General features: G+C 64.6%; 20 protein-coding genes. 12 read left to right on the forward strand and 8 right to left on the reverse strand.

Annotation, left to right across the window (positions count from 1 at the left end; all coding sequences use genetic code 11):
• The first annotated feature begins 4 nt into the window (after window positions 1-4).
• Together ABDB81_RS21460 and ABDB81_RS21465 are read left to right on the forward strand one after the other, a co-directional pair.
• On the forward strand, window positions 5-472 hold the full coding sequence (locus tag ABDB81_RS21460) for a glycine zipper domain-containing protein (RefSeq protein WP_160474211.1): 468 nt from the start codon (window positions 5-7) through the stop codon (window positions 470-472).
• Between the two features lie 14 nt (window positions 473-486).
• On the forward strand, window positions 487-900 hold the full coding sequence (locus ABDB81_RS21465) for a hypothetical protein (protein ID WP_137928096.1): 414 nt from the start codon (window positions 487-489) through the stop codon (window positions 898-900).
• A 2-nt stretch (window positions 901-902) separates the two neighbouring features.
• On the opposite strand, the gene ppk2 is transcribed toward ABDB81_RS21465, so the two are convergent.
• Window positions 903-1,745 (reverse strand): polyphosphate kinase 2, encoded by an 843-nt coding sequence (gene ppk2 / locus ABDB81_RS21470; protein WP_346813498.1) that lies wholly within the window; start codon window positions 1,743-1,745, stop codon window positions 903-905.
• Window positions 1,746-1,904: 159 nt separating this feature from the next.
• Here ppk2 and ABDB81_RS21475 point away from each other — a divergent pair, with 159 nt between their 5' ends.
• From ABDB81_RS21475 to ABDB81_RS21495, 5 genes are read left to right on the forward strand one after another with little or no spacing between them, the layout of a single operon-like run.
• Window positions 1,905-2,177: a hypothetical protein gene (locus ABDB81_RS21475; protein WP_346813499.1), complete on the forward strand. Its 273-nt coding sequence runs from the start codon at window positions 1,905-1,907 to the stop codon at window positions 2,175-2,177.
• 3 nt (window positions 2,178-2,180) lie between these two features.
• Window positions 2,181-3,329, forward strand: coding sequence for an AI-2E family transporter (locus ABDB81_RS21480; protein WP_160474209.1), 1,149 nt, complete (start codon window positions 2,181-2,183; stop codon window positions 3,327-3,329).
• Window positions 3,330-3,375: 46 nt separating this feature from the next.
• The gene (locus ABDB81_RS21485; protein ID WP_346813513.1) at window positions 3,376-4,863 is read left to right on the forward strand and encodes a TolC family protein; all 1,488 of its coding nucleotides are present in this window, start codon (window positions 3,376-3,378) and stop codon (window positions 4,861-4,863) included.
• Window positions 4,860-5,957, forward strand: a complete 1,098-nt coding sequence (locus ABDB81_RS21490; RefSeq protein WP_137928092.1) for an HlyD family secretion protein — start codon at window positions 4,860-4,862, stop codon at window positions 5,955-5,957. Before ABDB81_RS21485 ends, ABDB81_RS21490 begins: the two co-directional genes overlap by 4 nt.
• Window positions 5,947-6,993, forward strand: a complete 1,047-nt coding sequence (locus ABDB81_RS21495; RefSeq protein ID WP_346813501.1) for a DUF2955 domain-containing protein — start codon at window positions 5,947-5,949, stop codon at window positions 6,991-6,993. Before ABDB81_RS21490 ends, ABDB81_RS21495 begins: the two co-directional genes overlap by 11 nt.
• On the opposite strand, the gene ABDB81_RS21500 is transcribed toward ABDB81_RS21495, so the two are convergent.
• Complete coding sequence (locus tag ABDB81_RS21500; protein ID WP_137928090.1) at window positions 6,972-7,346, reverse strand: hypothetical protein; 375 nt, start codon at window positions 7,344-7,346, stop codon at window positions 6,972-6,974. The genes ABDB81_RS21495 and ABDB81_RS21500 overlap by 22 nt on opposite strands.
• Before the next feature lie 71 nt (window positions 7,347-7,417).
• Entirely contained in the window at window positions 7,418-8,419 is a 1,002-nt protein-coding gene (locus ABDB81_RS21505) for an AraC family transcriptional regulator (RefSeq protein ID WP_137928089.1), read from the reverse strand.
• Window positions 8,420-8,622: 203 nt separating this feature from the next.
• On the opposite strand from ABDB81_RS21505, the gene ABDB81_RS21510 reads away from it, so the two are divergent.
• The 3 genes from ABDB81_RS21510 to ABDB81_RS21520 are packed head-to-tail and all read left to right on the forward strand — an operon-like array spanning window position 8,623 to window position 12,146.
• Window positions 8,623-9,603, forward strand: coding sequence for a quinone oxidoreductase (locus tag ABDB81_RS21510; RefSeq protein ID WP_346813503.1), 981 nt, complete (start codon window positions 8,623-8,625; stop codon window positions 9,601-9,603).
• 9 nt (window positions 9,604-9,612) lie between these two features.
• Window positions 9,613-10,461 carry a TauD/TfdA family dioxygenase gene (locus ABDB81_RS21515; protein ID WP_137928087.1) on the forward strand — a complete coding sequence of 283 codons (849 nt, stop codon included), beginning with the start codon at window positions 9,613-9,615 and terminating at the stop codon, window positions 10,459-10,461.
• A gap of 38 nt (window positions 10,462-10,499) precedes the next feature.
• Complete coding sequence (locus ABDB81_RS21520; protein ID WP_346813515.1) at window positions 10,500-12,146, forward strand: fatty acid--CoA ligase; 1,647 nt, start codon at window positions 10,500-10,502, stop codon at window positions 12,144-12,146.
• Window positions 12,147-12,159: 13 nt separating this feature from the next.
• Here the strand turns inward: ABDB81_RS21520 and ABDB81_RS21525 are convergent, their stop codons facing one another.
• Window positions 12,160-13,440 (reverse strand): HipA domain-containing protein, encoded by a 1,281-nt coding sequence (locus ABDB81_RS21525; RefSeq protein WP_346813505.1) that lies wholly within the window; start codon window positions 13,438-13,440, stop codon window positions 12,160-12,162.
• Window positions 13,440-13,754 carry a helix-turn-helix domain-containing protein gene (locus tag ABDB81_RS21530; protein WP_346813507.1) on the reverse strand — a complete coding sequence of 105 codons (315 nt, stop codon included), beginning with the start codon at window positions 13,752-13,754 and terminating at the stop codon, window positions 13,440-13,442. Before ABDB81_RS21530 ends, ABDB81_RS21525 begins: the two co-directional genes overlap by 1 nt.
• A gap of 286 nt (window positions 13,755-14,040) precedes the next feature.
• Between ABDB81_RS21530 and ABDB81_RS21535 the strand changes: the two genes are divergently transcribed.
• The gene (locus ABDB81_RS21535; protein ID WP_346813508.1) at window positions 14,041-15,654 is read left to right on the forward strand and encodes an ABC-F family ATP-binding cassette domain-containing protein; all 1,614 of its coding nucleotides are present in this window, start codon (window positions 14,041-14,043) and stop codon (window positions 15,652-15,654) included.
• 13 nt (window positions 15,655-15,667) lie between these two features.
• On the opposite strand, the gene ABDB81_RS21540 is transcribed toward ABDB81_RS21535, so the two are convergent.
• The 3 genes from ABDB81_RS21540 to ABDB81_RS21550 form a co-directional block, all read right to left on the reverse strand.
• Window positions 15,668-16,648: a tripartite tricarboxylate transporter substrate binding protein gene (locus ABDB81_RS21540; RefSeq protein ID WP_346813510.1), complete on the reverse strand. Its 981-nt coding sequence runs from the start codon at window positions 16,646-16,648 to the stop codon at window positions 15,668-15,670.
• Window positions 16,649-16,752: 104 nt separating this feature from the next.
• The gene (locus ABDB81_RS21545; RefSeq protein ID WP_137928593.1) at window positions 16,753-16,956 is read right to left on the reverse strand and encodes a DUF1289 domain-containing protein; all 204 of its coding nucleotides are present in this window, start codon (window positions 16,954-16,956) and stop codon (window positions 16,753-16,755) included.
• A gap of 9 nt (window positions 16,957-16,965) precedes the next feature.
• On the reverse strand, window positions 16,966-18,024 hold the full coding sequence (locus ABDB81_RS21550) for a 3-keto-5-aminohexanoate cleavage protein (protein ID WP_137928594.1): 1,059 nt from the start codon (window positions 18,022-18,024) through the stop codon (window positions 16,966-16,968).
• A gap of 128 nt (window positions 18,025-18,152) precedes the next feature.
• Between ABDB81_RS21550 and ABDB81_RS21555 the strand changes: the two genes are divergently transcribed.
• A complete protein-coding gene (locus ABDB81_RS21555) occupies window positions 18,153-19,154 on the forward strand; it encodes an AraC family transcriptional regulator (protein ID WP_137928595.1) in 1,002 nt (333 codons plus the stop codon).
• The last annotated feature ends 91 nt before the right edge of the window (window positions 19,155-19,245 follow it).

Raw genomic sequence — 19,245 nt, forward strand, 5'->3', positions numbered from 1 at the left:
AGCCATGCGCAAGTCGATGATCGTGACCGCGCTGGTATCGGCCGCCTGCTGCGGCGTTGCCATCGCACAGTCCAAGCCCATTGCCTATCCGGCAAAAGGTCAGAGTCAGCAACAGCAGCAACAGGACGACGGGTACTGCTATTCGTGGGCCAAGTCCAATACCGGCATCGACCCGGCGGCAGTCGCCACGGCACCGCCGCCACCCTCCGGTCCGGCGGTCGGCGGTGGCGAACGCGTTGGCGGTGCGGCACGGGGAGCGCTAGGCGGCGCGGTGATCGGCGGCATTGCCGGCGATGCAGGCAAAGGCGCGGCGGCGGGCGCGGCGGTGGGTACGATGGCTGGTGGCCACCGCGCGCGGCAGAATCAGCGCAACCAGCAGGCCAATGCGCAATCGCAATCGGCTGGCGCGATGAACACCTACTACCGCGCGTATGGCGCGTGCATGCAGGGTCGCGGCTACACGATTCAGTAGATGAGGAGACGGCAATGACAAAGTTCCTGCGATGGCGCGTAGTACCTGCCGTGTGTGCCGCGGCAACGTTCGGAGCGTTGGCAATGTCGTGGGCAGTGCCCTCGCATGCTTACTTCGATACGTTCATGAACGGCACCATCATCGGCACCCTGGACAAGGACCAGACCGCACAACTGGTCAGCACGTTCGGCAAGACGCTTTCCGAGACCGATGACAAACAGAGCGTGCCGTTCCAGTTGCCGCCGAACGCCAAGGGCATCCCGACCGAAGGCAGCTTCACGCCACTTGTCACGCGCACCGAGAACGGCCAGCGCTGCCGCAAGATCCGCAGCGAACTGCGCCAGCGCGGACGGCAACCGGAGAAGTGGGTCGGGTGGTACTGCCAGCAACCCGGTGGAGAATGGAAGAAGACGATGTTGAAGGGGTAGCGTCAGTAAATCTCCGGAACATACCGGTACGGATAGTCAGGTTGCCTGTACCCGCCCGCCTTCTGTCGGGCGGGAAGCGTGACCTTCTTCGCGGGAATGCGTTCGTAAGGCACGCTGTCCAGCAGGTGCTGGATGATGTTGAGTCTCGCGCGGCGCTTGTTGTCAGAGCGCACTACATGCCATGGGGCGAGGTCGGTGTCCGAGGCGTCGAACATGGCGTCGCGGGCGCGGGAATAGTCGTACCAGCGGCTGTAGGATTTCAGATCCATGTCCGTGAGCTTCCAGGTCTTGCGTCCGTCCTCGATGCGCGACGCCAGCCGGCGTGTCTGCTCCTCGGGGCTGACCTCCAGCCAGTATTTGATCAACTGGATATTCGAGGCGACGATGGCGCGCTCCATCAGCGGCACGGCGCGCAGGAAGATCTCCACCTGGCGTTCGTCGGCAAAACCCATCACGCGTTCCACGCCCGCTCGGTTGTACCAGCTGCGGTCGAAGATCACGACTTCGCCGGCCGCAGGAAGATGGGGAATGTACCGCTGCATGTACATCTGGCTCTTCTCGCGCTCGGTGGGCGCCGGGAGTGCCACCACGCGGAAGATGCGCGGGCTGACGCGTTCGGTGATGGCCTTGATGGTGCCGCCCTTTCCCGCGCCGTCGCGGCCTTCGAAGACGATGCAGATCTTGGCGCCCGTGGCGGTCACCCAGTTCTGCAGGTGAACCAGTTCCACGTGCAGGTCGGCCAGTGCGCGGTCGTAGGTCTTTCGGTCGAGCGGCTCGGGCTCGACCGATGTCGCGGGTTGCACGGCCCGCTTCTCCTTCTTTTCCCTGTTTTCCTTCTTTCCCATCTTCGTCCCCCGGCACTCATGTTCGTAGCGTCCTCACCTTCCTAAATCTGGACACTGCCGATGCCCTTGGCAATGGACTTTGGTCCAATGCTTGGCCCAAGGACCAATTGCAATGCGCGATGGATTGTCGGACCCTGATCTCAGGGAGGGTCGGCAATCATGCGCAAATGCGGATTCCTGTTCATGGTGGTAGCGTTGTGGCTGGCCGTGATCGGCATCTTCTTCAGCGATCCCAGCGGGCAGATGCCTGACCGGCTCAACCTGTTCCGGATGGCGCTGCAGGGGCTGGAAGTGCAGATGTTCCGTACCGGCGGCGATCCGCCGCGCTATCTGGTCAACGTGCTTGCGCGCGACTGGCTGCTGGGCTGCGTGATCCTGTTCCTGGTGGGCGCGGCGCTGGTCAAGATCGCCCGTTCGCGCGAGGGGGCATAGCGCATGATGCAAGGTCCGATCTCCACTGCGTTGTACTCGCGAACGCTGATCGACACGCTGATCCGCTTCGGACTCGTCGCGTTGCTGGCGATGTTCTGTTTCGAGATCTTCCGCCCGTTCCTGAACCTGATTGTCTGGGCCATCATCCTCGCCATTACGCTCTATCCCTTGCAGACGCGCTTGCGCGGCAAGGTTTTCGCCGGCGACGGCCGCACCGCCACGCTGATCATCGCGCTGGTGATTGCAGTGTTGCTGGTGCCCACCTACCTGTTGGGAATGGCCGTGATCGAATCCGTGGAACGTGCGATGGACATCGCGCGGCGCGGCGAGTTTCACGTGCCGCCGCCTGCGGAATCCGTGGCGGGTTGGCCCGTAGTGGGGCAGCGGCTCTACGACTTCTGGTTGCTGGCGGCCACAGACGCCACGGCCCTGGCGCAGAAGTTCGCACCGCAGATCAAGGTAGCGAGCATCACGGCATTGAGCGCCGTGGGCGGCGTTGGCGTGGGCTTGCTGATGTTCGTGGGTGCGCTGATCATCGCGGGCATCTTCATGGCGTATGGCGAGCTGGGCGAGCGTAGCGCGATACGGATCATGTCGCGCATCACGGGGCCAGATCGCGGGCCGCGCCTCACGGCACTCTGCACGGCCACCGTGCGTGCGGTGGCGCAGGGCGTGGTGGGCATCGCCTTCATCCAGATGCTGCTGATCGGCATTGCCTTCGTGGTGGCGGGTGTGCCTGGCGCGGGCCTGCTGGCGTTGGCCATACTGCTGCTCGGCATCATGCAGTTGCCTGCGACGCTGATCACGATTCCGGTCATCCTCTTCGTCTTTGCCACGGATGGCATGAGCGTCGGCAATGTTGTCTTTGCGGCGTATGTGTTCGTGGCCGGGCTGGCCGATAACGTGCTCAAGCCGCTGTTGCTGGGGCGCGGCGTGGAGGTGCCGATGCCGGTGGTGCTGATTGGCGCGCTGGGGGGCATGGTCACGGGCGGCATCCTCGGACTCTTTATCGGTCCCATCGCGCTGGCGGTGGCCTACCAGTTGTTCTGGCAATGGGTGGACCAGCCGCCGTTGCAAAGCGTCGAGACAACCGTGAAAGCCAGCACGGAGCCCAGTAGCCTGCCGACCGGGCCTGGCGTTGGCGAGGGATGACGTGCCATATCGCCCATGTCGCCCCTGTCTCTGGAGAGGAGGATGGATCGCCGTTGGTGTCGCTATCGCTGCCGTACTGGGCGGATGCGTGAAGCTGGGGCCGGATTTCAGCCCCGCGCCTGAACCGTGGACAACCCACTGGCAGAGCGAAGCCATCGAACAGGTCAGCACGTCCGGTGCCATGCCCGATACGCGCGAGTGGTGGCGGATCTTCGCAGACCCTGCGCTGGAGCGGTTGATGGTTGCTGCGGATGCCGGGGACGCCGGTGTGCGGATCGCGGGCCTGCGTGTGATGGAGGCGCGCGCGCAACTTGGCATGGCGCAAGCGGGCCGCTATCCGCAGGTGCAGCAGGCCACGGCCGATGCCATGTACGTGCACAGCCGGCAGACGGGGGCCTCGGCGCAGACGGCGCGGATGTGGGAATACAGTGCGGGTCTCGATGTTGGCTGGGAGCTGGATTTCTGGGGACGCTTCGCGCGCGCGATCGAATCGGCGGATGCGGCGTTCCTGGGCGCACAGGCCAATCACGCGGCAATGCTGGTCCTGCTGCACGCGCAGGTGGCCACCACCTACTACGCATTGCGCACGGCCGAGGCGCGGTTGGCCATTGCGCGCGATAACGCGCGCTTGCAGAAGCGCAGCTTCGAAATCACCGAGCGCCTGTTCAAAGGCGGCGAGAGCGATGAACTCGACTTCCAGCAGGCGCGCACGCAATACCTGGGCACCTTGAGCAGCATTCCCGAACTCGAGAACCAGATCCAGCAAGCGCGCAATGCGTTGCTGGTGCTGCTTGGACGGCCACCGGGGCCGCTGCCTGAACTGGCCGATGCCGGCGACCGCACCGGCGTGTTGCCGCTGATCGATCGTGCGGTGCTGCAGGACGTGCCGGCTGACCTGCTGCTGCGTCGTCCCGATGTGCGGGCGGCGGAATACAAGGTAGCCGCGCAATCGGCACTGATCGGCGTGGCGCGCGCCGACCTGTATCCGGCAGTCACGCTGATGGGCAGCATTGGCTGGTCGGCCACATCGTTGCCGGGCACGCAGAACGGCATGCTGCTGGTGGGGGGACCCAGTGTGCGGTGGAACATTTTCGATTACGGACGCATCGTCAATAACGTGCGCGTGCAGGACGCGCGGCTGCAGCAGTTGATCGTGGCGTATCAGGACACCGTGCGCCAGGGCGCGCGCGAGGCCGACGATGCCGCGGGCGGTCTGGCCAAGGCGCTGCAGCGCGAGCGCATCCTGCGCGAAGCGTCGCAGGCCGCCGAGCGTTCATTGGCGCTGGCGACCACCGTGTTTCGCGAGGGCTATTCCGATTTCCAGCGCGTGCTGGACGCCCAGCGTGCATTGTTCGCGCAGCAGGACGCCTACCTCGTCAATCGCGGCAACGCGGTGAACTACCTGATCGCGCTCTACAAGGCGCTGGGTGGTGGATGGGCGACGTCGGCACCGTTGATCGATGCCGCTACGCGGCAGCAGATGGAACAGCGCACGGACTGGGGAAAGCTGATCGGGGAGACTTCGCAACCATGAGCGGACCACCGGCATCGGCGGGTTCCGACCCGTCCCGCAAGGCGCTATGGGCAGTGTTGTTGCTGATTGCCTTGAGCTTGCTCTGGTATTTGCTGGCTGACCGCTTCACGCCTTATACACAGCAGGCCCGTGTGCAGGCATTCGTCATTCCTGTGGCGTCGGAAGTCTCGGGGCGCGTGACCCGCGTCTATGTCCGCAACAACCAGAACGTGGCCGCCGGGAGCGTGTTGTTCGATGTGGACCCGCAGCATTACCGCATCGCGGTAGACCGCGCGCGCGCCGAACTCGAATCCACGCGCCGGCAGATTGGTGCCAACACAGCCGGCATCGCGTCAGCGCAAGCCTCGTTGCGTGCCGCGCAGGCCAACGAGTTGAAGGCACGGCAGGACAGCGAGCGGCTGGAGCGGCTATACAGGGAAGATCCGGGCACAGTCTCCGTGCGACGCCTGGAAGTCGCGCGTGCCTCGCATACGCAGGCGGTGAGCCAGGTGGCGGCAGCACGGGCGGAAGTGGAGCGCGCACGGGAGCAGCAGGGCGGCAGTGACGAAGACAACGCCAAGCTGCGCAGTGCGGCAGCCGCGCTCGAGAAAGCCGAACTGGATCTGAGCAATGCACAGGTGCGTGCGCGCACGGCGGGCCTGGTTACCGACCTGCGCACCGAGGCGGGGCTGTATGCGGCGGCGGGCAATCCTGTCATGACGCTGATCGCCATCCACGACGTGTGGATCAGCGCGGACATGACGGAGAACAATCTGGGTCATATGGCACCCGGCACGCCCGTGCGCATCGTGCTCGATGCACTGCCCGGCAGGGTATTGACCGGGCGCGTGCACAGCATCGGCTTCGGGGTCAGCACGGGGCAGAGTCCTCCGCCAGGTGGTTTGCCGACGATTCAGAACAGCCGCGACTGGCTGCGGCCCGCGCAGCGCTTTCCGGTGCGGATCGATATCGATGCCGGACAACTCGATACGCTGCGTGGCGTGCGGGTGGGCGGGCAGGCGGAGGTGATGGCGTTCCCGAAGGAGGGCAATCCGCTCAACCTGCCCGGTCGCGCGTTCCTGCGCGTGATGAGCTGGTTCTCGTATGTCTACTGAAAAGAGTCGCGACGTGATGCCTGTGCTGCAACGGCGCGCGTTGCGGCTTGCTATCGGCGCGGCGGCGTGCCTCGTCGTCAGCTACGGTCTGCAATGGCCCATCCCGTTCGTCGCGCCCGTGCTGGCCGTTTTCGTCTTCGCATCGATGGAGCGGCCGCTGACCGTGCGTGCGGGAGTGGGCCTCGCGCTGGTGATGCTGCTCGCCACGGGCAGCGGCTTGTTGCTGGTGCCGTTCCTGCGCGAGGCGCCTGTCAGTGGCGTACTGATGACCGGACTCTGCCTGTTCCTGGCGTTTCGTCACGGGCTACGCGGCGGCAACATGCTGGTGTCGACGTTTCTCGTCGCGGGCGTGACGCTGATCGCGGCGGCGGGTTCGGCGGATGGCGCGTTGGCCGTGACGGTCATCGGTACGCTCACGCGGAGTCTGCTGCTGGCGGTGCTGATGCTGGGAGCGTGCCACGTGTTGGTGCGCGAGCCGCATCTTTCACCGGCCTCGCACAGGAAGGCCGAACCTCATGAGCAAGCGGACTGGATGGCCCTGCGCGCCACGCTGGTGGTGATGCCGCCGTTTCTGCTCGCCATGGCGGACCCCGCCGCCTACCTGCCGATCATCATGAAAGCGGTGAGCCTTGGGCGGCAAAGCTGCACAACGGCTCGCGGTGCGGCGCGCGAACTGGTTGGCTCGACGCTGCTCGGCGGATTACTGGCCATCGCGTTCTGGCTGGCGCTCGGCCTGTTCGTGCATCTGTGGATGTACGGCCTGTGGATGGCACTGTTTTCGCTGTGGATCGCGCGACGGTTGTTCCGGCTGCATGCCACGTCGATGTCGCCGGGCTTCTGGCTGAACAGCCTGGTGACGATGATCATCCTGCTGGGGCAGTCCGTCGAGGACAGCGCCACCGGCAAGGATGTCTACCAGGCGTTCCTGGTGCGCATGGGGTTGTTCGTCGGTGTGTCGCTCTACGCCTGCCTGATGCTGGCCGTGCTCGACATCCGACGAACGACCGTGCCCGATCAGGAGCAGTTGTCGCGATAGCTCTGCTGCAGGCGTTTCAGGGTCTTGTCGCGTTCGAGCTTCGGTACGGCCTCGCCTTGTGCGTTCGTGGTAGCGGTGCCGGGCGACTTGTAGGTGCGCTTGCGCGACGTGTCGTTGATGTCCTGCAGCAGTTGATCGCACCGGGCGCGGCGCTGGTCTTCGTAGCTGGCGTTGGACTTGTCGTTGGGGTTCGGTGCCGAAGGCGGGCGATACGGATTCGAGCCGTCCTGCACGGCCTCCGAGATGGCGGCCGCCGCGCTTGACGCGCCGCTCTGGGGTTGCGCCCAGGCCATGCTTCCGGGAATCAGGACCAGCAGTGCCGCGAGCGGCAGCAGACGTCGGGGGGATGCCATGAAAGCTCCAGTGGTGAAAGTCCAAAAGCCAAGGGCGCAATGCCGCCAAGCGTAGCACGCCGCGCGGGTATTCACCGTGACGTTGTGTGGCGGCGGCGCCAGAGGTTGGGTGCCTCGCCGAATTGCGCGGAAAACCAGCGTGTGAACGATGCCGCCGAGCCATAGCCCAGCAACTCGGAGACACGCAGCAGAGAGTAGTCGGCATTGGCCACGTAGCGCTGGGCCAGCTCGCGCCTTACCTCGTTGAGGATGTCGGTGAAGGTCTCTCCGGCATCGTCTAGCTGGCGCTGCATCGAACGCAGGCTCATGCCCAGCCCCTGGGCCACGGCCTCGCTCGTGGCGCGTCCCATCGGCAGCATCAGGTAGACGGTGTTGCGCACCTCGCGTGCGATGGACCGATCATTGACGCGCGGCAGCGTTTCCACCATGCGTTGTGCATGCAGCGCCATCGCCGCATTGCCTGAGGGATTCGGCGCATCGAGATCGGCGGCCAGGCAGACGATGCCGTGGTACTCGCTGCCGAATTCCACTGGGCAGGCGAAGAGGCGACGATGCACCTGCAGGTCAGGCGGCGCAGCATGCGCGAAGTGCACGCCGAGCGGACGCCAGTTGGACCCCAGCAGCGCCCGGCACAGGCGAAAGATCACGCCGACCGCCAGCTCCGCGGCCTGCCGGGACGGCGTGCCGAGTACCACTTCCTGCCGGATGATCACGACCTTTTCCATACGCTCCAGCAGGATCGCCACCGATTCGTTGACCAGATGGCGATAGCGGATGATGGTTTCCAGCGCATCGCGCAGGGTGGGTTGCTGGCTGATCAGCAGACTCATCACGCCGAAATCCGCAAGCTGCCGGGACTCCGCCATGCGCAAGCCGAACGTGGGGCACGCCGCGGTTTGTGCGGCGGCTTCGAGCAGTGCCGCGCAGCGTTCGGCTGGAATACGCTGGTCGGGGTCGGCCAGCATCGCGCGGGTCAGGCCCGCTGCGCGTAGCAAGGGCTGCGCATTCACGCCGAGGTCCTGGGCTACCTCGAAGAAGTTGGTCAGCGCCGCCGCGCGTACGAGCGTCCTCATGGCGTCCTCATCCTGTCTCCCGTCTTGTCGTTCTGTCGTGCACGCTTCACATTCCGTGGCGTGTCATCGTTGGCGATGATAGGCGGACTGGCATGAAATGCAAAGTTGTCGGCGGGCGATGCAAAGCGGCCAACCCCTGCGCTCTCTACATTGCATGCATGGCTGCGCATGCCGCGTGGCCCCCTGAATGTGGAGACCAGCAGATGGCCAAGGCCGTGCGCATGCATCAAACCGGTGGACCCGAAGTACTTCGACTTGAAGACGTGGAGGTGGGCGACCCGGGTCCGGGGCAGGTCCGGATTCGTCACGTGGCGGTGGGGCTGAACTATGCGGACACCTACTTCCGCAATGGCACCTACCCGGTGCCGCTGCCTGCGGGCATGGGCGTGGAAGCGGCGGGCGTGGTGCAGGCCGTAGGTGCGGGCGTGACCAACGTGGCCGCAGGTGACCGTGTGACATACACCGGGTTCCTGAACACGCTGGGCGCCTACAGCACCGAGCGTGTGGTGGCGGCAGCGCCGCTGATCCGGCTACCGGAGACCATCGCTTTTGAAACGGCTGCGGCGATGACAATGCGCGGCCTCACATCGGCCTACCTGATGCGGCGCATCCACGCGTTCCGTCGCGGCGACACGATCCTGCTGCACGCCGCCGCCGGTGGCGTGGGACTGATCGTGGCGCAGTGGGCACGGCTGCTGGGACTGAACGTGATCGGCACGGTGTCTACCGAGGCCAAGGCCGACGTGGCGCGCGCGCATGGCTGCCAGCACATCATCGATTACACACGCGAAGACGTGGCCAGCCGCGTGCGCGAGATCACGGACGGCGTAGGTGTGTCGGTGGTGTTCGACAGCGTGGGCAAGAGCACCTTCATGGCATCGCTTGACTCGCTCAAGCGTCGTGGCCTGCTGGTGTGCGTGGGCACGGCATCGGGTCCGGTGCCACCGTTCGATCCTGTGCTGCTGGCGATGAAGGGATCGGTGTACGTGACGCGTCCCGCGCTGGCGGACTACATTGCGGACCCCGCGGAAAAAGCCGAACTGGCGGGTGAGTTGTTCGATCACGTCGGCGCCGGGCGCATCCGCATCGAAATCAACCAGCGCTATGCGCTGGAGGATGCCGTGCAGGCACACCGCGACCTGGAATCGCGCAAGACCACGGGGTCTTCGATCTTTGTCATCTGAGAGGCGGCCATGCAAATCAAACCTCTGACCTGTGCCATCGGCGCCGAAATCGTGGGCGTGGACCTGGCCGAAGCAGTGCGCAACGACGACCTGTTCGGCGCGATCCGCGAAACACTGCTCCGGCACCGCGTGGTGTTCCTGCGCAACCAGCGCTTCAGCCGTGCCGAACACGTGGCATTCGCGCGCCGCTTTGGCGAGCTTGAGGATCACCCGGTAGCGGGCAGCGATCCCGAACACCCCGGCCTCGTGCGCATCTACAAGTCACCGGACCAGCCGAACGACCGTTACGAGAACTGCTGGCACTCGGATGCCACGTGGCGCGCTGCGCCGCAGTTCGGCGCGGTGTTGCGATGCGTGCAGAGCCCACCCGTGGGTGGCGACACGATGTGGGCCAACATGGCCCTGGCGTACGAGCGCTTGCCGGACACCGTCAAGACGCAGATTGCCGATCTGCGCGCCCGTCACAGCATCGAGGCGAGCTTTGGCGCGGCCATGCCGCGGGAGAAGCGCCTCGCATTGAAAGCGCAGTTTCCAGATGCCGAGCACCCCGTCGTGCGCACCCATCCCGATACCGGCGAGAAGATCCTTTACGTGAACGGCTTCACCACGCACTTCACGAACTTCCACACACCGGACCGCGTGCGTTTTGGCCAGGACGCCAATCCCGGCGCGGCCGATCTGCTGCGCTACCTGGTGTCGCAGGCGTATATCCCCGAGTTCCAGGTGCGCTGGCGCTGGGAGCCGGACAGTGTGGCGATCTGGGATAACACGGCCACCCAGCACTATGCCGTGATGGACTACCCGCCCTGCCATCGCAAGATGGAGCGCGCCGGGATTATCGGCAACGTGCCGTTCTGAAACCTGAAGCACCCAAGACAACGAGAGATACCGCAGTGATCGACAACCACCTTATCGTTCCCACGCCGTCGGCCTACGCCTACCCGCTGCTGGTCAAGCAACTGCTGACCAATGCCATGCGCCTGCACGGCGAGCAGGAGATCAGCTATCGCGGCGAAATGCGCTACACATACCGCGATTTCGGGCAGCGGCTGAACAAGCTGGCCTGCGCGCTGGCATCACTCGGCGTGCGGCAGGGCGACACCGTGGCCGTGATGGACTGGGACAGCCATCGCTACCTGGAATGCTATTTCGGTGTGCCGATGATGGGCGCCACGCTGTTCACCGTGAACGTTCGGCTCTCGCCACAGCAGGTCCTCTACACGCTCAACGATGCCGGCGCTGACGTGGTGCTGGTGCATCCGGACTTCCTGCCGGTGCTGTCGCAGATCCGCGGCCAACTTGTGCGGCAGCCGCGTATCGTGCTGATGGCCGATGGGCAGCAGACCGACGGCGGCGCCATGGCATTCGATGGCGAATACGAAGCACTGCTCGCCGCCGCGCCTGCCGATTTCGACTTCCCGGAACTGGACGAGCGCACGCGGGCGGCGATGTTCTACACCACGGGCACCACGGGCGATCCGAAGGGCGTGTGCTACAGCCATCGCGATATCGTGCTGCACACGCTCACGGCGTCCACGAGCCTGTGCTCGCCGCGCGATGGGCAGCGCATCCATCGCGAGGATGTGTACATGCCGATCACGCCGATGTTCCACGTGATGGCGTGGGGTATGCCGTATGTGGCGATCATGCTCGGCTTGCGCACGGTGCTGCCGGGGCGCTATGTACCGGCGGCGCTGCTGGCGCTGCGCGAGTCAGAGCGCGTCACGTTCTCGCACTGCGTGCCCACCATTCTGCAGATGCTGCTGGAGGAAGCGCAGCAAACGGGCCAGCCATTGGACGACTGGAAGGTGATCATCGGTGGCTCGGCCTTGCCGGAGGCACTATGCGAGGCGGCGCTGGCGCGAGGCATCGACATCTTTGCGGGCTACGGCATGTCGGAGACGGGCCCCATCGTGGCGTTGGCGCAGATTCCTCCGGGCCATGTGCCCCGCGATCGCAAGGAGGAGGTGCGCCTGCGCTGCGCCACGGGGCGTCCGCTGCCGCTGGTCGATCTGCGGATCGTCGGCAACGACATGCGCGAGGTGCCGTCCGATGGCCAGGCGCAGGGCGAGATCGTACTGCGCGCGCCGTACCTGACGCGTGCCTATCACGGCAAGCCGGCGGCGTCGGAAGAGCTGTGGGCCGATGGCTACCTCCACACGCAGGATGTGGCCGTCAGCGGACCGGACGGCTTCGTGCGGATCGTGGACCGGCTCAAGGATGTGATCAAGACCGGCGGCGAGTGGGTGTCTTCGATCGAGGTCGAGAATCTCGTCACGCAGGTGCCGGGCGTACGCGAGTGCGCAGTGGTAGGTGTGCCCGACGCGCGCTGGGGCGAGCGGCCGATGGCCTATGTAGTGCGTGCGAACGGCGTGGCCGTGGAAGCAGACCAGATCCGGCACGCGCTGCTCGGCCACGTCGATACACAGCGCCTGAGCAAGTACGCGGTGCCCGAGACGGAGCGAATTGTCTTCGTGGATGCCATCCCGAGAACCAGTGTAGGGAAGATCGACAAGAAGGTGCTGCGGGGGCGGATGGGGTGAGGGGAGTGGGCAATCAGGCGTGGTCGGCCAGCCATTCGCTGTAGCAGAAGGCTCGGCGTGCATCGGTCACGATGTGGTCCATTCGTGCGGCGTCCTCCGTGATCGGCGCTGCTGCCTGGCGCAGCATCGGCTCCCAGCGGTTCGCCACCAGCCTGGAGGTGTCTGCAATCCACCTTGCGGCTTCATCGATGTCGACGCCGAAATGAGCGGCTGCGTCGATGAGCCGCTTCGCTCCCGTGAGTGCGGAGCCATCCTTGCCGGTCGCCATGGCGAGTGCCGGCCCGTTTTCGAGAGGCTGGGGCACGGTGGCTGACGCGGGTGTGATATCGAATGCGGGAGACAGGCGCCAGCCGTTCTCCCAGCTTCCATCGTGGATCAACCCGTGGTTCAGGGGGTGGTCGTCGATATTGCCGACGAGCGCATTGAACACCATCCGTCGCCACAGTTCGCGCAACTGCGCGCCAAGGTCGTCCCTGCCTCTTCCCCACACGCGCAACTGGTCACCGAATACGAGGTAGGACCGTTGGACATTGCCCCGAATGGCATCGAGCGGGAGACGAAGCACGGTATGGGCACTGGCATAGAGCGTGCGAGTTGGGCGCAGCGGATCGCCGCTTCGATCGAAGCGCTCTACCAGCAGTACCTGATGCGTGCCGAACGAATGCAGCCTGACTGCTGCCACATCGAGTCCCACCACGCGCGCCAGTTCCATCGTAACGAACTCTCGTGCCGGCAACGCGGGACGATCCCCACGGTCCTGCATCTTTGCGAGCCACAGCCGGCCATCGTGCATCAGTGTGGTCTTTGGCCGCTCTCCGCCCGCGCTCGTTGCCAGGTCTTCGTTCAGGCGGCGCAATGCGCGGCTGGACGGTGCCGCAGCGTCGAGTTCCTCGGCAAGCGGCCGTAGTTCATCAAGCGTGCGTGGGCGCCATGCCAGCTTGCGCGCGATATCCACGCAGGCCTCAATGGCACCTACTCCGTCAGGAACACCGCGTTCGAGCAACTCGATGGCGTTGAGTTCTGTCCCAGCCTGCGCAATCAGGCGATCTGCACCGTAGCCGGCCGGCTTGGCATCCCGCACGATGCCGGGGAGTCCGTCGGTGCCCCGTATGGTCAGACCTCGCATGCTGCGGGTGGGGCGAAGCTCAACCGGATCGGGTACGACCGCGTCAGCGCGCTCCAGATAGTCGCCGCGATATCGAAACGTCGACGATCCACGATCGACAGAGAGATCCGCCGCGTGTACGGGCGAATCCTGTCCAGGCAGCCAGATCCAGATGGGGACAATCGGCATTACCGTTCTCCCGTGAGCCGCGTCGCGAACGCGACAACTTCAGGATCTCTCACCGGGTCGAGCAGCGTCTCGATCTGCTCCATCAGGCCCAACCCCTGCAGCACCTTCAACAGATTGCCAGTAGACACGCCGTCGCCACCGCTTTCCAGTGTTCTTAGTGTCGAAAGCGACACGTCAGAGAAATGCGCAAGCTGCTCCTGCGTTATCTCGCGCGCCTTGCGGGCGATGACGATACGCGCGCCCAGACGTTCGAGTGCCGTCTGGACGAGTACGGGGGTGTGCTTGGGGCCGCGGCGAGCTGATTGACGTTCCATAGCGAGGCAGGCTAGGCATCAATCGGTGAAATGTCAACGATTTAGTTGCCTTTATCGTTGTTATTTCAACGATTTTGATTTTTTGAGCACGGGCCAAACACCGCCCCCAATTTGCCACTGCTATTTGACGCCACCCCCGCATGCTCCCTAGAATCACCACTTCCCCCATCACCCAAGAGGTATTCGTCCCATGCGCCATTGATGCCGCCGTCTCTGACGGCCAGTCTCCACCCGCCCCCATTTGCAGAATCCGCAGGGGGAGTTCCTGGCATCCATGGAATCACGCATGACGAATCCCTGTCTCACGCTGGAAAGCGTGTCTTATGTTTTGCCCGATGGCAGAACACTCTTTTCCGATCTGAACGAGACGTTTGATCAGCGCCGCACCGGGCTGGTCGGACGCAATGGCGTGGGCAAATCGCTGCTGGCCCGTCTTCTGGCGGGGCAGCTGCCACCCAGCAGCGGCCGATGCCTGCGCTCCGGCACGGTGCACTACCTTGCGCAGCAGGTCGATCATCAAGCCGATACCACAGTTGCCGGTCTCGCGGGCATGCAGCGTGTGCTGGATGCCCTGGCGCGCATCGAAGCGGGCAGCAGCGACCCGGCGGATTTCGACGCGTTAGGCGATCGGTGGGATATCGGCCAGCAATTGCAGAGCGCGCTGACGCAGCATGGCCTGGGCCATCTCGATGTGGATACGCCTGCCACCCGGCTCAGCGGCGGCGAAGCGATGCGCGTGGCGCTGATGGGTGCATGGTTGTCGGACGCCGACTTCCTGATCCTCGACGAACCCAGCAATCATCTGGACCGTCCCAATCGGCAAGCGCTGATCGAGCAGTTGCAACACTGGTCACGCGGGTTGCTCGTGGTCAGCCACGACCGGCAATTGCTGGAAACCATGTCGCGCATCGTGGAGTTGTCCTCGCTTGGGCTGCGCAGTTATGGCGGCAACTACACGTTCTACGCCGCAGCCAAGGCGCTGGAGCGTGAGCATGCGCTGCAGCAACTTGAGCAGCGCAAGCTCGAACGCACGCGTGAGGACCAGGCCATGCGTGACCAACGTGATCGCATGGCGCGCAGGGAGGCGCGTGGCAATCGGCAGGGCAAGGAGGCCAATCAGGCCAAGATCCTGTTGGGCCGACAGAAGCAGCGCAGCGAAGGATCGCTTGGCAAGCTGCGACAGCAGCAGGCGTCGGCGCGACAGTTGCTCGACCAGCAGGTCCGCGAGGCCGCGCAGCAGTTGCAAGCCGATGCGGAGATCAATGTGCATGCATTGCCGGTTGCGCAGGTGGCCCAACGGCGTGTCGTGGAACTTCAGGCGCTGGTCCTGCCATGCGTGCAGGAAAGAACGCGTTTGATCGATCTCAGCCTGAGCGGGCAGCAGCGCGTGGGTGTTGTCGGGCCCAATGGCTGCGGCAAATCCACGCTGTTGAAGGTGATGGCGGGTCAGATCGAACCGTTGGCCGGAGTTTGCAAGGTGGTAGCAGACGCCGTCTATCTGGACCAGCGGCTGGCCAACCTGCATCCCGAAAAGACTGTGCTCGAGCAGATACAGGCGGCCAACCGCACGGCAGCCGAAGGCGACCTGCGCATGCGACTGGCGCAACTCGACCTGGACGCGCAGAAGATCACGGCACCCAGTGGCTCACTCAGCGGCGGAGAGCGCCTGAAGGCCGCACTGGCGTGCGTGCTCTATGCCGACCCGCCCGCGCAGTTGCTGTTGCTCGATGAGCCGAGCAACCACCTGGACCTGCCTTCGGCGCAGGCGCTGGAAACCATGTTGCGCAGTTATCAAGGCGCACTGGTCGTGGTGTCACACGACGATGCGTTCCTGAACAACCTCGGATTGACCCATCGCCTGCTCGCCACGGAGCAGGGTTGGCGCCTGGAGTCCTGGTGATGCGACGCCACCTTCACGGCCGGATATGGAATGCCTTCACGATGCCCGCGTTGCGCTCGTACTCCGCATGCAGCGACTGGTTCAGCTCCTGCAGCGATTGCACCGGCATGGCTTCATAGCCGAGCGCCTCGAGGCGCTCGCGCACCTTGGGATTGGTTGCTGCCTTGTAGGCTGCGTCATGAATCTTCTGCGCCATGTCTGCCGGAACCTTGGCCGAGGCGATGACGCCAACCCAGTTGCTGAAGTCGATATCCGGATACCCCTGCTCGGCGAAGGTGGGCACCTGCGGCAGCAGCGGCGAACGTGTCTTCGACGCCACCGCGTAGGGCTGGAGCTTGCCCGCGCGGATCATCGGCAGCGATGTGACCATGCCGTCGTACATCACGGGAATCTGTCCGCCCATGACCTGCGTGAGCGCCGGGCTGGAGCCGGGAAACGGAATGTGCTGCAGATCCATGCCGGCTTCCTGGTTCAGGATGGCGCCGGCGTAGTGCGAGGCCGTGCCTGCGCTATACGACGCGAAACTCAGTTTTCCGGGATGGGCCTTCGCATAGGTGATGAGGCTCTTGAGGTCCTTCGCGGGCAGCGTGGGCGCACCGACAAGCACCATCCGCGAGCGGCCCACGGCAGCCAGCGGCTGGATGTCCTTCATCGTGTCGTACGGCGTCTTCTGAATGTGCGGAATCTCGGTCAGCACATTGGTCGCGGTGACCATGAGCGTCTGCCCGTCCGGCGGGGCGGAGAGCAGGGCGGTCATGGCGATGGCACCGCCGCCACCGGGCTTGTTGTCCACCACGACGGGCTGGCCCAGATCCGTGCTCAGTTGCTCGGCCATCAGGCGCGCCATGACGTCCATGGTGCCGCCGGCAGGGGCGGGTACGAGCATGCGCACGGGCTTGTTGTTCCACGCCATGGCAGACGCCGGAACAGCGAGACAAGCGAAGGCAACCAGTGCGGCACGGCGCAGTCGCGTTCGGAAAGTGGCTTCAGGCATGGTGTCTCCTTGCTCTGATTATGGAGTGATGGAAGGTGCGTGGGAAGAAAGAGCCGGACCGCCATGCAGAGTCACGGTTGAGGGAGCGGCGGCCCGGCTGAAAATCAATCGGCCGGTTGACGCTGGCGGCGTGTGGGCAGCGCCGCCAGCACGAATGCGCGCTGCGCCTCGCTCATGCCGTCCCACAATCCGATCTCGACGGGCGTGCGGTGGCAGCCCTGGCAATAGCGGCGCGCCTGATCCATGCGGCAGATGTTGATGCATGGGTTGGGCGCCGCCGCGCGTGGGGTGTCGAACGGAGTCAGCATGATCCGTGCTCAGGCTGCGCGGCGCAGCGGCAGGTGCTTCTGGCCGGTCTGACGATTCGGCAGCATGCCGTGTGCGGCGAGGGTCTCGTCCGCGCTGTCGTACCACGTACCGATGCGATAGATGGCGCGCGCTTCCTTGCCGCTGGCGATCTCGCGTCCCAGTTCATGCGCCACGCGCACGCATTGCTCGATCTGCTGGACCGAAGTCATCCGGTTGCCGTGCTGGTCGATGATGGTGTCCTCGATGCCGCAACGCGGATGCAGTCCCATGGCCATCGCCATCATGTTGAACGGCAGCACGTTCTTGAGCAGCGACTCCGCCGTCAGCGTGCAGCCGTCTGGTGCGCGGTGGATGAAGTTGAAGAAGTTGAACGGGTTAGGCCCATCGAAGCCACCGCCGATACCGATCCACGTCAGGTTCAGCGGACCCTTGTAGGCGCCGGCGCGCACCATGCGCTCCAGCGTTTCCAGTGCATGGATGCCGGTGAGCTGGAAATGCGGCTGGATACGTGCGGCACTCAGGCGGCGCAGGTGTTCCTCCACCCAGCCCGGACCCGCCGGTACGGTCATCTCGCGATACGCCTCGATGTAGGCCGGGTTGGCGAGCGAAGTGCCTTCGCGGTACTCCGGATACAGCAACTCCATGATGTTCATCTGCGTGGTGTTGATGGCCACGGTGACCTGATCCGGCGCGGGGGTCAGGTCGGCAAGCATGTGCCGCGTATCGTCGGACAGCCACACGGCGGCCTGGCCTTCGTCTTCCGGAGCAAACGAGATCGACCCGCCCACCTGGATGATCATGTCGGGTACGGCGGCGCGCACGCCGGCGATCAGTTCGTTGAACTTGGAGAGCCGCTTGGAACCCTTGCCGTCGAGTTCGCGCACGTGCAGGTGCAGCACGGTGGCGCCGGCGTTGTAGCAGTCCACCGCTTTCTGTACCTGTTCCTCCATGGTGACGGGGATGTCCTCCGGAAAGTCTTCCGGCATCCACTCGGGGCCGTACGGCGCCACGGTGATCACCACTTTTTCCATGTTCTCGGGGTGCAGGGAATCGTCGAGGAATTGCATGCGTGTCTCCTTCGTTCAGTCTGGTTCGGTCTGGTTCGACAAGTGTTCGAAGTATCGGCCATGGGGTTGTCACGATTTGACGATGCGGGACACCCGATTTACATTTCGGGACAGTCAGGGAAAACACGATGTCCTACTTTCTGCGCAGTGCGAGCCTTACGAACTATGTGGATGTGGCGCGGGCCGTCGGGCTCGATCCACACCAGATGCTGCGTGCCGCAAGGATCAGCCGCAACGCGCTGCTCGATCCCGATATCCGCATTCCAGCCGCATCGGTGGGCCGGTTACTGGAGGCATCGGCCAAGGCAGCACAGGTGGAGGATTTCGGCTTGCGGATGGCGGAACTGCGGCAGTTTTCCAATCTCGGACCATTGGCATTCGTGGTGCGTGAGGCACCTACGTTGCGCCGAGCGCTGGAATCGATGGTGCGATACATGAGCCTGCAGAACGAGGCGCTGGCGATGCGTGTGGAGGATGCCGACGATCTGGTGCTGATCCGGCTGCAACTGCTGGGTGATGGTTCGGGTTCGCTGCGGCAAGCCACCGAATTGGCAGGCGGCGTCATGTTCCGCATCCTGTCGCTGTTTCTGGGTGCGGCGTGGCGCCCGCGCAGCATCTGCTTTGCGCATGCCGCGCCGTCGAGCCAGGCAACATGCCTGCGCGTGTTTGGCATGCCGGCGCTCTACGGCCAGGATTTCGATGGCATCGTCTGCACGGCACGCGATCTGGAGGCGCCGCTGCCATCGTATGACCCCGGCATGGCGCAACAGGTGACGCGCTATCTGGACACACTGCTCGCGCAGTCGAACACCAATATGGCCGACAAGGTGCGCAAGCTTGTGCATGCGCTGCTACCCAGCGGCATGTGTTCCGTGGATCGCGTGGCGCAGCAACTCGGCGTGGATCGCCGTACGATCCATCGCTGGCTGACGGCGGATGGCACCACGTATTCAGAGATCGTCAACGATGCCCGCGCGAGCCTGGCCACGCGCTATATCGAGAACCGCGCACGGCCATTGTCGGAAGTGGCCACGCTGCTGGGCTTTGCATCGTTAAGCGCTTTTTCCCGCTGGTTTGGGGCGCAGTTTGGATGCAGTGTTTCGAAGTGGAGGGTGGGGAGGGGGGAGTAGTGGTTTTCTCCCCTCTCCCGCATGCGGGAGAGGGGCGGGGGAGAGGGTCAGCAGTGCAAGTTGCGACGAGGCCGGCAAGCAGAACCTCCTG

The sequence above is a fragment of the Cupriavidus sp. DL-D2 genome (genome assembly GCF_039710735.1).
Taxonomy (GTDB): domain Bacteria; phylum Pseudomonadota; class Gammaproteobacteria; order Burkholderiales; family Burkholderiaceae; genus Cupriavidus.

What these genes read in the sequence shown, in the direction of transcription:
- ABDB81_RS21525 (WP_346813505.1), bottom strand. Translation starts at nt 13,440, where the DNA reads ATGCCGATTGTCCCCATCTGGATCTGGCTGCCTGGACAGGATTCGCCC.
- ABDB81_RS21495 (WP_346813501.1), top strand. Translation starts at nt 5,947, where the DNA reads ATGTCTACTGAAAAGAGTCGCGACGTGATGCCTGTGCTGCAACGGCGC.
- ABDB81_RS21530 (WP_346813507.1), bottom strand. Translation starts at nt 13,754, where the DNA reads ATGGAACGTCAATCAGCTCGCCGCGGCCCCAAGCACACCCCCGTACTC.
- ABDB81_RS21510 (WP_346813503.1), top strand. Translation starts at nt 8,623, where the DNA reads ATGGCCAAGGCCGTGCGCATGCATCAAACCGGTGGACCCGAAGTACTT.
- ABDB81_RS21540 (WP_346813510.1), bottom strand. Translation starts at nt 16,648, where the DNA reads ATGCCTGAAGCCACTTTCCGAACGCGACTGCGCCGTGCCGCACTGGTT.
- ABDB81_RS21550 (WP_137928594.1), bottom strand. Translation starts at nt 18,024, where the DNA reads ATGCAATTCCTCGACGATTCCCTGCACCCCGAGAACATGGAAAAAGTG.
- ABDB81_RS21475 (WP_346813499.1), top strand. Translation starts at nt 1,905, where the DNA reads ATGCGCAAATGCGGATTCCTGTTCATGGTGGTAGCGTTGTGGCTGGCC.
- ABDB81_RS21545 (WP_137928593.1), bottom strand. Translation starts at nt 16,956, where the DNA reads ATGCTGACTCCGTTCGACACCCCACGCGCGGCGGCGCCCAACCCATGC.
- ABDB81_RS21480 (WP_160474209.1), top strand. Translation starts at nt 2,181, where the DNA reads ATGATGCAAGGTCCGATCTCCACTGCGTTGTACTCGCGAACGCTGATC.
- ABDB81_RS21500 (WP_137928090.1), bottom strand. Translation starts at nt 7,346, where the DNA reads ATGGCATCCCCCCGACGTCTGCTGCCGCTCGCGGCACTGCTGGTCCTG.
- ABDB81_RS21460 (WP_160474211.1), top strand. Translation starts at nt 5, where the DNA reads ATGCGCAAGTCGATGATCGTGACCGCGCTGGTATCGGCCGCCTGCTGC.
- ABDB81_RS21505 (WP_137928089.1), bottom strand. Translation starts at nt 8,419, where the DNA reads ATGAGGACGCTCGTACGCGCGGCGGCGCTGACCAACTTCTTCGAGGTA.
- ABDB81_RS21515 (WP_137928087.1), top strand. Translation starts at nt 9,613, where the DNA reads ATGCAAATCAAACCTCTGACCTGTGCCATCGGCGCCGAAATCGTGGGC.
- ABDB81_RS21555 (WP_137928595.1), top strand. Translation starts at nt 18,153, where the DNA reads ATGTCCTACTTTCTGCGCAGTGCGAGCCTTACGAACTATGTGGATGTG.
- ABDB81_RS21465 (WP_137928096.1), top strand. Translation starts at nt 487, where the DNA reads ATGACAAAGTTCCTGCGATGGCGCGTAGTACCTGCCGTGTGTGCCGCG.
- ABDB81_RS21490 (WP_137928092.1), top strand. Translation starts at nt 4,860, where the DNA reads ATGAGCGGACCACCGGCATCGGCGGGTTCCGACCCGTCCCGCAAGGCG.
- ABDB81_RS21535 (WP_346813508.1), top strand. Translation starts at nt 14,041, where the DNA reads ATGACGAATCCCTGTCTCACGCTGGAAAGCGTGTCTTATGTTTTGCCC.
- ppk2 (WP_346813498.1), bottom strand. Translation starts at nt 1,745, where the DNA reads ATGGGAAAGAAGGAAAACAGGGAAAAGAAGGAGAAGCGGGCCGTGCAA.